Source organism: Bacillus sp. SORGH_AS_0510 (assembly GCF_030818775.1).
Classification (GTDB): domain Bacteria; phylum Bacillota; class Bacilli; order Bacillales; family Cytobacillaceae; genus Neobacillus.
Map to the genome: position 1 here is coordinate 2,648,987 of NZ_JAUTAU010000001.1, position 16,606 is coordinate 2,665,592.

The 16,606-nt window shown below is 36.6% G+C and carries 12 protein-coding genes; 4 read left to right on the top strand and 8 right to left on the bottom strand.

Going from position 1 to position 16,606, the window contains the following annotated elements:
* The first annotated feature begins 148 nt into the window (after window positions 1-148).
* Complete coding sequence (locus QE429_RS13680) at window positions 149-3,316, top strand: efflux RND transporter permease subunit (RefSeq protein WP_307287647.1); 3,168 nt, start codon at window positions 149-151, stop codon at window positions 3,314-3,316.
* Between the two features lie 40 nt (window positions 3,317-3,356).
* Here the strand turns inward: QE429_RS13680 and QE429_RS13685 are convergent, their stop codons facing one another.
* From QE429_RS13685 to QE429_RS13695, 3 genes are all read right to left on the bottom strand, one after another.
* Window positions 3,357-4,727, bottom strand: a complete 1,371-nt coding sequence (locus tag QE429_RS13685) for an aldehyde dehydrogenase (RefSeq protein ID WP_307287649.1) — start codon at window positions 4,725-4,727, stop codon at window positions 3,357-3,359.
* Between the two features lie 51 nt (window positions 4,728-4,778).
* Entirely contained in the window at window positions 4,779-5,978 is a 1,200-nt protein-coding gene (locus tag QE429_RS13690; protein ID WP_307287651.1) for an iron-containing alcohol dehydrogenase, read from the bottom strand.
* A gap of 322 nt (window positions 5,979-6,300) precedes the next feature.
* Window positions 6,301-6,972, bottom strand: a complete 672-nt coding sequence (locus QE429_RS13695; RefSeq protein ID WP_307287653.1) for a helix-turn-helix domain-containing protein — start codon at window positions 6,970-6,972, stop codon at window positions 6,301-6,303.
* 208 nt (window positions 6,973-7,180) lie between these two features.
* On the opposite strand from QE429_RS13695, the gene nagZ reads away from it, so the two are divergent.
* The 3 genes from nagZ (at window position 7,181) to QE429_RS13710 (ending at window position 10,611) form a co-directional block, all read left to right on the top strand.
* Window positions 7,181-8,827, top strand: a complete 1,647-nt coding sequence (gene nagZ, locus QE429_RS13700) for a beta-N-acetylhexosaminidase (RefSeq protein WP_307287655.1) — start codon at window positions 7,181-7,183, stop codon at window positions 8,825-8,827.
* 178 nt (window positions 8,828-9,005) lie between these two features.
* Entirely contained in the window at window positions 9,006-10,085 is a 1,080-nt protein-coding gene (xerS, locus tag QE429_RS13705; RefSeq protein ID WP_307287657.1) for a tyrosine recombinase XerS, read from the top strand.
* 154 nt (window positions 10,086-10,239) lie between these two features.
* Complete coding sequence (locus QE429_RS13710) at window positions 10,240-10,611, top strand: rRNA methyltransferase (RefSeq protein WP_307287658.1); 372 nt, start codon at window positions 10,240-10,242, stop codon at window positions 10,609-10,611.
* 122 nt (window positions 10,612-10,733) lie between these two features.
* Here QE429_RS13710 and QE429_RS13715 read toward each other — a convergent pair whose 3' ends face one another.
* From QE429_RS13715 to QE429_RS13735, 5 genes are all read right to left on the bottom strand, one after another.
* On the bottom strand, window positions 10,734-11,159 hold the full coding sequence (locus tag QE429_RS13715) for a PH domain-containing protein (protein ID WP_307287660.1): 426 nt from the start codon (window positions 11,157-11,159) through the stop codon (window positions 10,734-10,736).
* Window positions 11,160-11,488: 329 nt separating this feature from the next.
* A complete protein-coding gene (locus QE429_RS13720) occupies window positions 11,489-13,390 on the bottom strand; it encodes an ABC transporter ATP-binding protein (protein WP_307287662.1) in 1,902 nt (633 codons plus the stop codon).
* Window positions 13,387-15,114 carry an ABC transporter ATP-binding protein gene (locus QE429_RS13725; RefSeq protein WP_307287664.1) on the bottom strand — a complete coding sequence of 576 codons (1,728 nt, stop codon included), beginning with the start codon at window positions 15,112-15,114 and terminating at the stop codon, window positions 13,387-13,389. The genes QE429_RS13720 and QE429_RS13725 overlap by 4 nt, the downstream gene beginning before the upstream one ends.
* A 146-nt stretch (window positions 15,115-15,260) precedes the next feature.
* Entirely contained in the window at window positions 15,261-15,716 is a 456-nt protein-coding gene (locus tag QE429_RS13730; RefSeq protein WP_307287666.1) for a staygreen family protein, read from the bottom strand.
* A gap of 77 nt (window positions 15,717-15,793) precedes the next feature.
* Window positions 15,794-16,552, bottom strand: coding sequence for a hypothetical protein (locus tag QE429_RS13735; protein WP_307287667.1), 759 nt, complete (start codon window positions 16,550-16,552; stop codon window positions 15,794-15,796).
* Window positions 16,553-16,606 lie beyond the last annotated feature (54 nt).

Consider the following 16,606-nt stretch of genomic DNA (forward strand, 5'->3'; position numbering starts at 1 on the left):
CTCCATAAAAACCACATAATAAATATAGAAGCAGTACTAATTCCTTGACTTATGACTGTCTGGTCAGTAAGATTGATTTTGTTTGATATAGTCAAATGCTAGTTGAAATTATTTTACTTGTCAATAACTAAACAAAAAGGAGATACATATGAAGAAAGTCATCCAATTTTCATTAAAAAATAAGTTTGCTGTATGGCTATTGACCATTATTGTGACTGTAGCCGGTTTATATTCAGGTATGAACATGAAACTAGAAACCATCCCGAATATTAATACACCCCTTGTTACTGTACTGACCGTCTATCCAGGTGCTACCCCGCAGCAGGTAGCTGAGAAAGTAACAGAACCTATTGAAAGTAGAGTGAAGAATTTAGATGGAGTTTCAGTAGTAAGTTCTTCTTCTTTTCAAAATGCTTCTTCCATTCAAATTGAATACAATTTCGATAAAGATATGGAAAAAGCCCAAAATGAAGTAAAAGAAGCACTAAATGATCTTACTTTACCAGATGGTGTGCAAGCACCAAAAGTATCACGTTTAAGCTTTTCATCCATACCGGTCATGTCGTTAAGTATTTCAAATAAAAAGCAAACATTAGCGGAATTAACTGACACGGTAGAAAAGAAGATCGTTCCTGAACTGAAGGGAATTGATGGCGTTGGTTCGGTTCAAATCTCTGGCCAGCAAATCGATGAAGTTCAATTAAAATTTGACCAAGATAAATTAAAACAATATGGATTACAGGAAGATACTATTCGCAATTTAATTAAAGCCTCTGATATTACTTTTCCACTCGGCTTGTACACTTTCAAGGATACGCAAAAGTCAGTAGTAGTTGATGGAAATATCCAGACTCTTGAAGAGTTAAAGTCATTAAAAATACCGGTGATTCCATCTTCAGCTGGACAACAGCAAGGGATGACGGGAAATACCTCCCCTACACAAGGGAAACAGCAAAACTCAACTGGGGCACCATCCACGCAGGGCCAAAATACCCCAATACAGGCTGGTATTCCAACAATTGAATTAAAGGATATCGCTTCGGTTGAAGTGGTGGGTAAAGCAGAATCCATATCTAAAACCAACGGCAGGGAATCCATTGGCTTACAAATTGTAAGTGCGCAGGATGCCAATACAGTCGATGTCGTTAACGCGGTAAAAGACCAGCTAAGTGAGTTAGAGAAAAAGATTGATGGTTTAAAGGTCACCCCAATATTTGATCAGGGGAAACCAATCGAGGAATCTGTTTCAACGATGTTGGATAAAGCTATATTTGGTGCTATTTTTGCCATGATTATCATTTTGCTTTTCTTAAGAAACTTCCGAACTACAATTATCTCAGTAGTATCTATTCCGCTATCCCTACTTATTGCTGTATTACTATTAAAACAAATGGACATCACACTTAATATGATGACGCTTGGTGCCATGACCGTTGCAATTGGTCGCGTAATTGACGACTCCATCGTTGTTATTGAAAATATTTTTAGAAGAATGTCATTACAAAATGAAAAGTTAACAGGTAAAGAACTGATTGTAGAAGCGACAAGAGAAATGTTTATGCCAATTATGTCTTCTACTATTGTTACCATTGCAGTTTTCCTTCCACTAGGGTTAGTGAAGGGACCAATCGGGGAAATGTTTTTGCCATTTGCGTTAACAATCGTTTTCTCATTACTCGCTTCCTTATTAGTAGCGATAACCGTCGTTCCTATGATGGCTCATTCTCTCTTTAAGAAGGGTGTGACCTCAAAACATATACACGATGAAGAGAAGCCCAATAAATTAGCATCTAGTTATAGAAAGGTCTTGAAATGGGCGTTAAATCATAAACTAATCACTTCTGGTTTGGCAATATTGATGTTAGTGGGAAGTTTATTTCTTGTTCCTGTCATTGGAGTGAGCTTTTTACCTTCAGATGAACAGAAAATGATTGTGGCGACATACAAGCCAGCTCCAGGACAAACAATCGAGGAAGTAGAGCGAATTGCCACTGAAGCAAATGAATTTCTAAGTAAAAGAAAGAACGTAAAAGATATTCAGTTTTCAGTTGGCGGAGAGAATCCCATGAATCCAGGGGAAAGTAATTCTGCTATGTTTTTCGTTGGTTACGATAAAGACACAAAGAATTTTGATAAAGAGACAGAAAATGTTATTAAGGCACTAAAGGATAGAAACGATAAAGGTGAATGGGGTAAACAGGACTTTTCTGGTATGGGCTCGAGTAATCAACTGGCACTCAATGTTTATGGTGATACGATCGATGACATTAAGCCAATTGTTAAGAGAATTGAAAAGATCATGAAGGACAATAACTCACTTAACAACGTAAAAACAGGTATTTCTGCTACGTATGATGAATATACGTTAGTCGCAAATCAAGAAAAGCTTAGCAAACTTGGTCTGACTGCAGCCCAAATTGGCATGGAGCTTTCTGGGAATGGGCAACGTCAAGTCCTAACAACTATTAAAAAAGATGGTAAGGAAATGAATGTCTATGTTGATGTAGAACAGAAGGGTTACTCCGATATTCATGAACTTACTGATAAAACACTTACGTCACCACTTGGAGTTACCGTACCAATAAAAGATGTTGTTGAAATTAAAGAAGGAAATACATCAGATACTATTAAAAGAAGAGATGGTCGTATTTATACAAACGTAACAGCAGAAATTAAAACAAAAGACGTAGCAAAAGTATCATCGGCAGTTCAAAAAGAAGTTGATAAGCTTACTATTCCTGCAAATGTAGATGTATCCATGGGCGGTGTAACGGAAGATATTAATGATTCCTTCAAACAACTTGGTCTTGCAATGCTTGCTGCCATTGCCATTGTTTACTTAGTTCTTGTCATTACGTTCGGTGGCGGATTAGCTCCATTTGCTATTTTGTTCTCCTTACCATTCACAATTATCGGTGGATTGCTAGGATTACTGATTGCTGGGGAGACCTTAAGCGTGTCCGCATTAATTGGCGCATTGATGTTAATAGGTATCGTAGTAACAAATGCAATTGTTCTCATTGACCGTGTCATTCATAAAGAAAACGAAGGTATGAGCACAAGAGATGCACTTATAGAAGCTGCTGGAACGCGTGTTCGTCCGATCCTGATGACGGCAATTGCTACAATCGGTGCCCTAATTCCTCTTGCTGTTGGTATTGAGGGAAGTGGATTAATCACGAAAGGTCTTGGAGTCACTGTAATCGGAGGCCTAACAAGTTCGACACTTCTTACCCTGTTAATCGTTCCAATTGTTTATGAAACCTTGATGAAGTTAAAGAGAAAAGGGAAGAAGCAGGTAGTAAGTGAATCATAATAATAAAACAACTCGGCACTCTAGTAGAGGCCGAGTTGTTTTATTTCATAAATAACTTGATTTTTTTAAGTCCATTTTTGACATTTGGATATCGGAAAGGGATATCAAATAGGGTCGTTTGCTTAAGAACACTCTTATTATGGGAAAACGTATCAAAATTACCTTTCCCGTGATAGGCGCCTATTCCGCTATTTCCAACACCGCCAAATGGAAGGTAAGGAGAAGCAAAGTGGTAAACGGTATCGTTCACACATCCGCCTCCGAAAGAAACACTGTTTAATACCTCTTGTTGAATGTTATTATTCTCAGTAAAGATATAAAGGGCGAGCGGTTTCGGATGTCGATGTATTCCTTCTATTACGTCATCTAAGTTGTTGTACTCAAGAACGGGAAGGATTGGTCCAAATATTTCGTCTTGCATGATTGGGTCTTCCCAAGTAATATTCGTAAGAACAGTGGGTTCAATTGTAAGTTTATTCTCATTTGTTTTTCCACCCATAAATAGTTTTCCATCATTTAAAAATTTGGTTAAACGATCAAAATGCCGTTGGCTAACAATACGGGTAAAATTCGGATTGTTTAGCGCCTGCTGCCCATACAATTCTATAGTTGACTCTCTGAATTGCTGCAGGAATTGATCTTTTATGTTTTTATGAATATACAAGTAATCAGGTGCAATACATGTCTGGCCTGCATTTGTGAATTTTCCCCATGCTATTCGTTTTGCAGCCAGTTTGATATTTGCATCTTCATGTACGATACATGGACTTTTTCCACCAAGTTCTAATGTAACAGGGGTCAGATTCTTTGCTGCTGCTTCCATGATCACCTTACCAACTGGGACACTGCCGGTGAAAAAGATATAATCGAACGATTCACCTAGCAATGCATGGCTGGTTTGAACACCACCTTGAACTACAGTAATATATTCTTCTGAGAATAATTCACTAATTATTTTTCCAAGCAGCTCAGAGGTTTTAGGTGTTAATTCTGAAGGTTTAATGACAGCACAGTTTCCCGCTGCGATTGCGCCGATTAATGGTGCAACCGCTAATTGAAACGGATAATTCCATGGAGCAATAATTAACGTAACTCCGTATGGTTCGGAATATATATAGCTGGCAGAACCAATATGGGTCAGCGGTGTTTTCACTCTTTTAGGCTTCATCCATGATCGTAAGTGTTTGATTGTAAAACGTAATTCTTCAAGAACAAATCCGATTTCAGAAGAATAAGCGTCGAATTCTGATTTGTTTAAGTCTGCCTTTAAAGCATCCATTAGGTTTTGTTCGTTGTTTTTTATTGCTGTTCGTAACTTTTGAAGTGCTTCAAGACGGAAAGCGAGATCTTTTGTTATTTCCGACCGAAAGTAAGATTGCTGCTTTGCAACTAGAGTGCTATAGTTTTCCATTTCGTTAACCACCTTGCTTTAATTGACATTTTAGGAGCCCTCGAGATCACGTTATGCCTTAATTTGTCGATAAAGTGTGTTTAAATCTTCTTTGAAAAGTATTTTTGGAACAGGGTAGAGGGGATTGGCTTCTTTAAAAGCTCTTTCCACCATAACAGAAATGTCATTTTCGATAATCCCACTCACTTTTTTAGGAATGGCCAATTTCTCGTTTAGTTCCTTGATGGCATCAATAAATTTACGTGCTTTTTGTTCAATGGTGTCTTCCTGTTCGCTAATTCCGACTAAATCAGCTAGCTCTGAGAGCGGCTGATAGATTGAATCTCCATAATACTCTAATACATAAGGCAAAATAATGGCATTTGCTAGTCCGTGTGGGACAGAATAAAAGCCCCCGAGTGTATGTGCAATTGCATGTACATATCCTACATATGCTCTTGTAAATGCCAAACCGGCCAAGTAGGCGGCTTTTTGCATATTTTTTCGTGCTGTAATATTTGTTCCATTAGAATAGGCTTCAAATAAATTATCAAAAATCAATTTTACAGCCTTAATACTCTGCTGCTTTGTTTCCTTCGTGTTCCCTATCCCTATATAAGCTTCAACCGCATGTGTCAAAGCATCAATGCCTGTTGCTGCAGTAATATGTGGCGGGAGGTTAATAGTTAGAATAGGATCTAACACGGCTACATGTGGGAGAAGTGATGGGTCCATTAAGGCATATTTCTCATGTGTTTCACTGTTTGATACAACTGCTGCAATTGTAGCTTCACTGCCAGTTCCTGCCGTTGTAGGAATAGCAAAAAGGGGAGGTATCTTTTTCAAAATTTTTAATACACCCTTCATCTGCTGGATGCTTTTATTAGGTTTTGCCACCCGTGCAGCAAGACCTTTTGCACAATCGATTGGAGAACCACCGCCAAATGCTACGATTCCATTACAATTGTTAGAGTGGTAGAGCTGCAATGCTTCCTCTATATTATCTATTGTTGGGTTGGGAACAGTTTTGTCATACACGACATAATTGATATTTTCATTACGGAGGCCTAACAGAAAATCTTTCATTATTCCAACAGACACAATCCCTTGGTCGGTTACGATTATAACGCTTTCAATGTTTTGTGTTTTTATTCTTTTTGGTAATTCTTTTATACTATTTTCTCCCTCTAACAATTCAGGTTCTCTCCAAGGTAAAAAGTAGGAGGTGGTTCTCATCACACCTTGATAGGCTCTACAATAAGCTTTAAACATAGCATTACCTCGCTTTTCAAAAAAATGGACTTGCTATTTATAGTAATCTACGAAGTAAATGCAATTACACGAATACACAAAAGACCCAAAAAGAGAGCGGTTCTACACCCAAAAAACCCAAAAACACGAGTATATAACATATATAACGTGATTATTAAGTAAATGTCAAGAGAGTCTTATGAATATAATTAATATTCAGAAAATAAATAAAGTAGAATAAGAAAATTATTTTTACAATAAACGAAAGGGGCATAAATAGATTAGTCAGCCAGCCATAAGCGTACTGGCTGACTAAAGAATAGAAAGGAGGAGGGAGGGCAGGTTAACTTTGTTTGATAAATTCAATAAGTAACTGTAATTCTACACTATTTAATTGATTCACATTATCGAAGAATTGTTGAACTAATGTGACCATTTCTGGACTTAATTCATCACCAACTGATTGGATAATCATGCCAATAACTGCGCCAACAAATACTGTTAGCTGCACTTTAGCTTCTGGTGAGGCATTTACCATATTGACCGTTAGACCCTTCACCGATTTTCCTAAGCTATTTAAATATAAAATTAAAACACTTAGGAAGTACGCACAAAATTCCAGCTTAACATCGACTGCCTTCATACGAATGATAATATGATTAATAGCTTCCATAAGAGGGAGGTTTTGCTGACTTTCAATTAATTCGGTCATATGGTTAAGAATGGTCTCCCATTCCTCAGTATCAGATGTTTCTCTTCTTTCTCTTTGAAACATTGATTCTGCCATCTCTGTAGGAGAGAATACGACAACTGAACGTCCAGTTTCATTTTCATTGGCGGAATAATTTCTTTTTACAAGACCTTGGCTTTCTAAGGTTTTTAGTACATCGTACGCTGTCCATTTACTTACACCAATCGCTTCTGCCACTTCAGAATAATGGACAGGAATTTTGGTTGTTTGATATTGACGGCAAATTTGATCCAAAAATTCGCGTCTTCTTTTTGTTAAGATCATCTTAGCAGTCACCTCAATAATTCTAATGATAATTTGTAAGTGTATATTCTTTTATTTTTACATAAAGTAAGCTAAGAGGATAGATAATTTTTTCCATTGCATACGAATTTTGAACGTAAACATTTATTATTTAGAATAGTTGAAAGGATTTTCGAGGATCTATAGAGAAATAGGTTTGTAAAAATAGCTCATAAAAGAGGGTTTTGATGTGACTAAAAACAAAAAAAGAAGAAAAGTATTCTCTTCAATACTAATATTTTTATTAATAGCTTCAATAATAGCTTTTTATGGATATTATTTAAAAGAAAGAACCCTTATGAAAGAAAAACAAACAGAAACCCCCCCATTAAATTCTTCAAATAATACAGAATTAGAAACCCCATCAGAAATCGTGAAGAACATTGTATTTTTTGCTAAACAGGGTGAAATAGCAAAGGGATCATCATTTGTAATCGGTAAAACCAAGCAAAGAGAAGTTATTAATGTATGGGGGAAGCCTGAAAAAGAGACAGAGGTAAATCAATTACTATATGATGATTACCCAAATAAAGACACTACAATTGGTTATAAGAATGATATCATTGCTGATTTAAGATCAAAGGATAGCTACGTTCAAAAAGTTCGTTACGATGATATATTGAAGAGTCTTGGGGAACCAGATAATGTAAGTTACTATAAAGATGCAGATCATAATCAAATAATTCTTGGATACGACGTTAGTTCTCAGTTTCGGCTAAAGTGGATTTTGAAAAAGCCAAATGAGGCCAACGAGAATCCATCTGTAGACCATATTTCAATTGTGGCATTATTTACATCTTCTATAGTAGAAGATCCTCAAGATCGAATTAGGGAACTAATTGCAAATATGAGTTTAGACGAGAAAATAGGTCAATTGATTATATCAGGAATCGATGGGACAACGCTGCTACCAACGGATAAAAAATTGATTACTGAATATCATATCGGTGGATTAATTTTCTATTCAAATAACTTACTATCAAAACAACAAACACTTAAATTTGTTGATTCTCTTATAAATACAAACAAAATAAATAAATTCCCTTTATTTATGAGTGTAGATCAAGAAGGAGGACGTATTTCTAGACTTCCAGAGGCTTCCAGGACACCTTCAAGTGCTGATATCGGTATAAAAAATGACAGGGAAAGTGCTTATTCTATTGGAGAGACCTTAGCAGAAGAGTTAAAAAAATTAGGATTCAATCTTGACTTTGCACCTGTCCTTGATGTGAATAGTAATCCCAATAATCCTGTTATTGGAGATAGGTCCTTTGGCAGTAATGCAAATATAGTGGCTGGTATGGGGATTCAAGTCATGAAAGGCATTCAATCAAAACAAATTATTTCGGTAATCAAACATTTTCCTGGGCATGGAGACACATCTGTTGATTCGCATTTACAATTACCTATTGTAAATAAAACCCTTAATCAACTACAACAGCTTGAACTAATTCCGTTTCAACAAGCCATAAATAATGGGGCAGACGTTGTAATGGTTGCTCATATATTACTACCGAATCTTGACGGAAGATATCCCTCATCAATGTCTAAAGAAATTATCAGCACTATCTTAAGAAAACAGATGAATTATAATGGTGTGATCATAACAGATGACATGACCATGGGAGCCATCATAAATAATTATGGAATAGGAGAGGCTTCAGTACTATCACTTCAAGCAGGTAGTGATATTATACTCGTCGCTCACGATTTTAATAATGTTATAAAGGTAATCAATTCAATTAAATCAGCTGTAAAAGATGGTACTATTTCAGAAGAAAGGATAAATGAAAGTGTGGAGAGAGTAATACTATTAAAGGAAAAATACTTAAGATAATGGAATACCTTAAGAACTCTGATGTTAAAAGAGGGAAAAAGCCAGCCGCATTTCTAAAGGGGTGGCTTTCTTTACTTCAATTCAAACTTTATTATTATTACGTAAAATATAAATTTGACGTAATAAAAGAAGGATTTTAAATGGGGGAGATCGAATACCTATATTATGAGGTGAATTTATGAGTAATCAGTCAAAACAATTAAATTACAAAAAACTGCAGCAATTACTAGATGAATTGCCATGGTACGTGGCTGAATATATCAACCATAAACAGCGTAAGCTTTCGGCAGCATCACTATTAAATTACTGTCATGATTTTAAGATCTTTTTTAACTGGATGGTCAGCGAACATTTATGGTCTGGCGATGTTAAGGACATTCCATTGGATCAACTAGAAAAAATGACCGTGATTCAGGTGGATTCTTTCCTAAACTTCCTCCATTATCAATTAAATAATAAAGAAATTACGGTAAATCGGAAGTTATCTGCATTAAAATCCTTATTTAATTATCTACAAAATATCGCTGAAACACGCGATTTACAGCCATATATCCAACGTAATGTTATGGCAAAAATTGAATTTAATGAGATTAAAGAGACTATGGAAACGATCGCAAACAAAATGGAAGGCAAAATTCTTCTCGGGGATGAATATGAGAAATTTAGAGCCTTTATTGCACATGATTTCGGAGAATTAAACAAGGATAACAAGAGAATCTATAACTTTTACAAAATGAATCAACAGCGTGATACGGCCATTATATCGTTAATTTTAGGTTCTGGCCTCCGTTTATCCGAGCTTGTTGGCTTAGATGTGGATGATATTGATTTTAGTAAGTTCACAGCAAGAGTCCTTCGTAAAGGAAATAAAGAGCAATTTGTTTATTTCAGTCAGGTAGCGATGGCTGATTTACAGGAATATTTAAATGTAAGAGTTGCTAAGTACCAGGTGGATAAGAACAATAAAGCATTGTTTATTTCAGCTCCAATGGGCCCTAAAGGCAAATCTAGAAGACTTACAGCACGCGCAGTAGAAAAACTAATAGAGAAATATGCGGCAGCATTCGGTAAACCTTCGTTATCAGTACATAAACTAAGACACTCATTTGCAACTAGATACCATGCGGAAATCAACGATGTACCGAAATTAAGACGGCAATTGGGTCATTCATCAATCCAAACTACGATGATTTATACGCATATCAGGAATGATGATCTGAAAACCGCGGTTGATAAGATGGATATGCCGAAGGATTAAAGAAATATAAACTTTTATCTTAAGCCTTTATATGTTACCTAGTTAGACATTTAAAGGCTTTTTATTTGTTTAACTGTTTATAATTATGTATCTTATATAAAGGAATACATGATACATCTTTAAATAAAATATTGGTCCATTAGGAGTGATTTACATGTGGGTATCAGTAAATGGAAAGTTGATACAAAAAACAGATCATACACGAGTGAAATTCAGAACTAACATTAGTAAATCAATTATTAATAATTTAAATGAATTAGCAGAAAAAAATAATACTCATATAAACTACTTGATTGAAAGTGGTCTAAAAAGCGTTTTATCTAAGGGTGTTATAACATTTAATAAAGATTTAAGACCTTCTGATAGAATTCAATATAAAACTACTTATGATATAGAGCTATTAGAATGTGTAAAAGATTTCGCCAAACAACATAATTTATTTATTAATGATGTTATTGAATATAGTGTAAATTATATTAACGTGGAAAAGGCTAAAAAGAGTAATTATAAACATCGGATAGAGTAAGAATAAAAATATTTCAATCAACGCCCCGAACATAATATATATTCTAGGTACTAATAAAAAATAATAAAATTCCGTCTCAGTACCTAAGTATACTTAAGATATTGAGACGGAATTGAAATTTTTCAATTTATATCAATGATCACCTTGGGATTAATTTTCTGGATCAACTGACAAAATTGCACTTCATGTTGTGGTGAAATGAAAATTATATTCCATTTACCATATCGTATTTCCAGTCGTTTTAATGATAATGCTGGGCTTGATAATGGATTGCGCGTTTTTCTGATGCTGCTCATTGACATAATATCAATTTTCCACCTAAATGGTCCGCCGGCTACGATTAATTGTTCTCGTTTAATCTCATAATAGGTTCCAAACCAAATCCAAATAATAAAAGCACTAATCATAGTAGTAATGACTATAGCTGTTATCGTCTCCCCCATCCCCTCTGGTCCTCCTGGGAGAAATAGGAACGAACCAATTAAAAAAAGTACGGTTCCCCATAGGAGAAACCCTGTAATAATTCCCTTTTTTGAGTAAAATCGCATATCTTTAGACCTCCCTCGGCTATATAGTCCAGTTTTTCTATCGTATTTTCGATTTTTTCATCCATAATGAGGACCTCCTCTCCTTTATCTACATAAAATGAAGTGATATCTACACAAAATCGCAACTTTTCTACACAGTTTTGTGATTTATCTACACAAAATCAAAGGATATCTACACAACATTGCTATTTATCTACAAATTAACAAGATATTCAATAACTAATGATTCCATATCGTAGCTCCACATTAAATCTACGAACCAAAAACCCAATAAGTTACAAAAAAACGTCTAGAAAGTCCTCTAGACCCCCTAAACGTCACAAACCCCACTATCCAACATTCTTGATTCCGCTATTACCTGTAAACTGACTATTATATAAGTCCGCATAGAACTCGCCACGCTCTAGTAGCTCAGCATGGGTTCCTTTTTCTATGACACTACCATTATTCATCACCAAAATCAGATCAGCATCCCGAATGGTTGATAACCGATGGGCAATGATAAAGCTGGTGCGTCCCTTCATCAAATGATCCATGGCCCTTTGAATCTGTACTTCTGTGCGAGTATCGACACTGCTGGTCGCTTCATCTAATATTAATATAGAAGGGTTAGCTAGAATCGCCCTAGCAATCGTTAATAACTGCTTTTGCCCTTGAGATATGTTGGAGGCTTCCTCGTTTAAAATCGTATCGTACCCCTCAGGTAGCGTCCTGATAAAATGGTCAGCATTTGCCGCTTGAGCTGCTGCAATGATTTCCTCCTCAGTTGCCCCCTCTCGACCGTAAGCAATATTATCGCGAATCGTGCTATTGAACAGCCAAGTGTCCTGCAGCACCATACCAAATAAGCTTCTTAGGTGCTCTCGTTTAAGTTCTCTAATATCAATGCCATCTATTAAAATCCTACCTCCGTTAATTTCGTAAAAACGCATCAATAGATTAATAAGAGTGGTTTTACCAGCACCTGTTGGTCCAACAATGGCTACTTTTTGACCTCGGTCCACTTCGATGTTCATGTCCTCAATTAATAGTTCAGTTTCTTTGTATCCAAAGGAAACATGTTCAAACACAACGTCACCCTTAGGTGCCACAATCACTTTAGCATCAGCGGCTTCAGGTACTTCTTCGGTTTCATCTAATATCTCGAATACCCGCTCCGCGCTAGCCACTGTCGACTGCAAAACATTTGCAATGGAGGCAGTTTGAGCGATTGGTTGAGAAAATTGCCTTGCGTATTGGATGAACGCTTGAATATCACCAATTTCAATTGCTTTTTTTGTAACAAGAATCCCTCCAGCTACAGATACTAAAACATACCCAATATTATTTATAAATGACATTAATGGCATTATCATTCCAGACACAAATTGTGCCTTCCAACCCGCTTGGTAGAGTTTGTCATTTACAGTTTCAAATGTCTCAATCGACTTTTTTTCATGTCCAAAAACCTTAATTACTTTATGCCCAGTATACATCTCTTCTACATGACCATTGAGCTGGCCAAGGGATTGCTGCTGCCGTTTGAAATACTGTTGCGACTTTTTCGCAATTTTTGCGGTTGCAATAAAGCTTAATGGCAAGGTTATAACAACAATAAGTGTCATCAACGGACTGATAGATAGCATCATCACAATGACACCTATTAGCGTAACAACGGAAGTTATTAATTGGGTTAAGCTTTGCTGGAGAGTGGTACTAATATTATCTACATCGTTCACAGCCCGGCTGAGAATCTCGCCATGTGTCCTGGAATCAAAGTATTTAAGTGGCAGCCGGTTTAGCTTTTCCTCTACTTCATTGCGGAGATGATAAACTGTTTTTTGGGCCACACCGGCCATAATATACTGCTGAATATAGGCGAATATGGAACTCAATAAATAAAGGCCAATTAATAAAATAATTATCTGCCCGATATAATCAAAATCTATTTTTGCCCCTGGTGCACCTCTCAGCTTCATCATCAGTCCTTCAAACAGCTTTGTAGTAGCTTTACCCATAATTTTAGGACTAACGATAGCGAATACTGTACTGATCATCGCAGTAAGTAATACAGCTAATAGCTGCATTTTATATGGTTTTAAATATCCTATTAATCTCTTTAATGTGCCTTTAAAATCTTTTGCTTTCTGGACAGGCATTGCCATGCCCATTGGACCGAATCCTCCGCCAGGACCTGGTCTTCGTGGGCCACCAGCGGGTAATTTATCATGTTGTTTGGATTCATTACTCATGCGATTTCCTCCTCTGAAAGCTGCGACAACACAATTTCACGATATACTGGACAAGTCTCTAATAATTCTTTATGTGCACCTATTCCAGCTATACGTCCATGATCAAGAACAATAATTTGGTCTGCATCCATAATTGTACTAACACGCTGAGCAACAATTAATAAGGTTGAATCACCAGTCTCCTCTTTTAATGCAGCACGAAGTTTAGCATCTGTTTTAAAGTCCAATGCAGAAAAGCTGTCATCAAAAATATATATTTCCGGTTTACGAACTAGTGCACGTGCAATGGATAATCGCTGTTTTTGACCTCCCGAAACATTTGTTCCCCCTTGGGCAATCATCGCATTATACCCGTCTTCCATCGTTGTAATAAATTCAGACGCTTGTGCAATAGTGGCTGCATGTTGCACTTCATCATCTGTTGCATCTTCTTTTCCATAACGGATATTTTCAGATATAGAACCCGTAAACAATACAGCCTGCTGAGGGACAAAGCCGATTTTTTTTCGTAGTTTCTCCTGTGTCAGTTGTCGAACATCCACACCATTTATCAAAACAGCACCGCTATCCACGTCATAAAAACGAGGAATTAAATTAATAAGCGTTGATTTACCTGAACCTGTTCCACCTATGATCGCAGTTACCTCACCTGGTTTCATTTTAAAGGAGATATTCTCAATAGCTGGCATTTCTGCACCAGGATAGCTAAATGTAACATCTTTAAATTCCACCTGTCCTTGTATACCTTCCTCTAAAGAAGTGACAGGAGGGTCGCTAATATCTGCAACCGTTTGAAGAACCTCGTTAATTCTAACGGCAGAAACGGAGGCTCGCGGAATCATGACAAACATCATGGAAAGCATAATAAACGAGAACATAATTTGCATGGCATATTGAATAAATGCCATCATATCTCCGACTTGCATATGACCGCTGCTTATACGAAGACCACCGAACCATATAATAGCCACAGTAGAAAGATTAAGGACAAGCATCATAATAGGCATCATGGCAGCCATAAGTTTATTTACTTGAATCGCAGTCTGTGTTAAGTCCCAGTTAGCTTCATTAAAGCGATTCTTCTCGTAATCTATTCGATTAAACGAGCGGATTACTCGGATTCCTGTTAAATTTTCTCGCAATACACGGTTAAGTTTATCGAGCTTAACCTGCATGGCTTTAAAAAGTGGCATACCTTTACTGGCTATGAATACAATAGCCAATACAAGTACAGGCAATGATACTGCAAGTACTAATGTTAATTTTGAATCCTTTGAATAAGCCATGATGATACCTCCAATGCACATCATTGGAGCCATAGCCATCATTCTTAACATCATTACGAGTACCTGCTGAATTTGGGTAATATCATTAGTCGTTCTTGTAATTAATGAAGCGGTTCCTAGTTGATCAAATTCATGTAAGGAAAAATTACTCACGTGAGAAAATAATTTCGAACGTAATGACTTACCGAAGCCTGAAGCAGCCTTAGCTGAAAAAAAACTAGCCGCAATGGAACATATCATTCCGCCAGCTGCCACAAGCATCATGAAACCGCCAATTTTCCATATGTAGTCCGTATCCCCTGTAATTACCCCCTTATCAACAATGTCAGACATTAATGTGGGAAGATAAAGCTCAGCCAATGACTGTAGGAGGACAAGTACAAGAACTAAGTAGATTGGCAATTGAAACGGTTTTAGATATTTTGTTAATTTTAACAAGCTGTTTCCCCTCCATGTTTTTCTGGTATATAGTGAATTAAGTATATTCCCCTTAAAAAATCACGTCAAATTTAACCCAATTTATCAGCTACATCAAAAAAAAACACAGGTACTCCTGTGCTTTGATGTTGATTTTTACGCTGCGCTCAAACTAAATAGTTCCTCGGTGTTCCGTAATATACTACTTGATTATATTGAGGATAAACTGATTCAAAGTGAACGTAGATTGGGGCATCTAACAACCATGGGAAGTTTGAGTATAACGCTTGATCCCCATTAATTATTGCTTTTAAAGCTAAATTTAACTCCTTTTGAAAAATCAAAAAACGAACTTTTGTGTAATTTTCATCATATTCTCCACCACTTACATAAACACGAGCACACAATGAAAATTCCCCTAATTGGGGTACCCATTCAGCTAATACCTCATCGCGCATACTGTAGTTAATCGCACTATAATTATAATTGCAGCCTATAGAAAGAAAAAGCTGTCCTGTGGTATCTGAATGGGTGAGAGTGTATTTCCTACCCTCTACAGGCCGAAAAGGCGTAGCGGGAGCTAGATAGGTAACAGATAGTTTTGAAGGAATGAAGACGCTCATCTTAAGCTTCCTCCTCTCAAAAAGTGCTACCTTAGTATATGAAATTCCACCGTTTTCGTGACAAATGCCTATCTTTGTTATATGGACTTGTCTTTCTTTACATCACTAGTAAGTAGACTCCACTTGCCATTGGCAAACATCCAAGTAGATTCTACAACAGCAATACCGTCGCCATTCGCAATACCAGTTATACGCTGAATTCCCTTTAACCCGTTTTTACCCCCTGCTAAATCAATAGGCTGAAGACTGTTAAATGTATTTACAGTTAATTCGGTTGGTTCATTCAATTTTCCCTTGTAATAAACGCCAAGTTTTTTATAATAGTCCTTCCGATCTTTTAAATCGAATAAATATGACTTCCCAGTTTGAGCAATCTTAATTTCCGCTTTATAATTGTTTAAAAAATGGCTTTCCATTTCAAGTGGTTCAGGTACCTCTAATTTGGTGACCATTGAATCCTTTAATGTGTACAGAAAGTTGTACACAGTTCCCTCATTTTCCTCCGCTAACACACTGGACAACAGATCCTTTACCCCATCATTGTTTAAATCGATGAGTTGAAGGGATGCTTTTGAGCCGCTTTCTAATGAAATCGTATAGGTTTTTCCGTTCGAAGCAGCTACTTCAACATAGATTTTCTTCAAAAAAGAATTCTCTTCCTGATTAGGCATACCCTTTAATTCAATCACGTCATCTTTTCCATCTCCTGTTATATCCAGCACTTCATTTGATAACGTAACGGTTTCCTTACTTTTTTCAATTGCATAAACACCGGTAATGGCAGTAAGGGATATAAAAAAGCAAGCAACAATAGCTAGCAACATCTCTTTTCTCATTCATTTCCCCTCCATCAAAGCTTAATAATAGCTAGTATGTCCAAAATTGGAAAA

Bases quoted from the DNA above. Each gene is read 5' to 3' on its own strand.
- QE429_RS13710 (WP_307287658.1), top strand. From the start codon at position 10,240: ATGTGGGTATCAGTAAATGGAAAGTTGATACAAAAAACAGATCATACA.
- QE429_RS13730 (WP_307287666.1), bottom strand. From the start codon at position 15,716: ATGAGCGTCTTCATTCCTTCAAAACTATCTGTTACCTATCTAGCTCCC.
- QE429_RS13715 (WP_307287660.1), bottom strand. From the start codon at position 11,159: ATGCGATTTTACTCAAAAAAGGGAATTATTACAGGGTTTCTCCTATGG.
- QE429_RS13680 (WP_307287647.1), top strand. From the start codon at position 149: ATGAAGAAAGTCATCCAATTTTCATTAAAAAATAAGTTTGCTGTATGG.
- xerS (WP_307287657.1), top strand. From the start codon at position 9,006: ATGAGTAATCAGTCAAAACAATTAAATTACAAAAAACTGCAGCAATTA.
- QE429_RS13735 (WP_307287667.1), bottom strand. From the start codon at position 16,552: ATGAGAAAAGAGATGTTGCTAGCTATTGTTGCTTGCTTTTTTATATCC.
- QE429_RS13720 (WP_307287662.1), bottom strand. From the start codon at position 13,390: ATGAGTAATGAATCCAAACAACATGATAAATTACCCGCTGGTGGCCCA.
- QE429_RS13685 (WP_307287649.1), bottom strand. From the start codon at position 4,727: ATGGAAAACTATAGCACTCTAGTTGCAAAGCAGCAATCTTACTTTCGG.
- QE429_RS13695 (WP_307287653.1), bottom strand. From the start codon at position 6,972: ATGATCTTAACAAAAAGAAGACGCGAATTTTTGGATCAAATTTGCCGT.
- QE429_RS13690 (WP_307287651.1), bottom strand. From the start codon at position 5,978: ATGTTTAAAGCTTATTGTAGAGCCTATCAAGGTGTGATGAGAACCACC.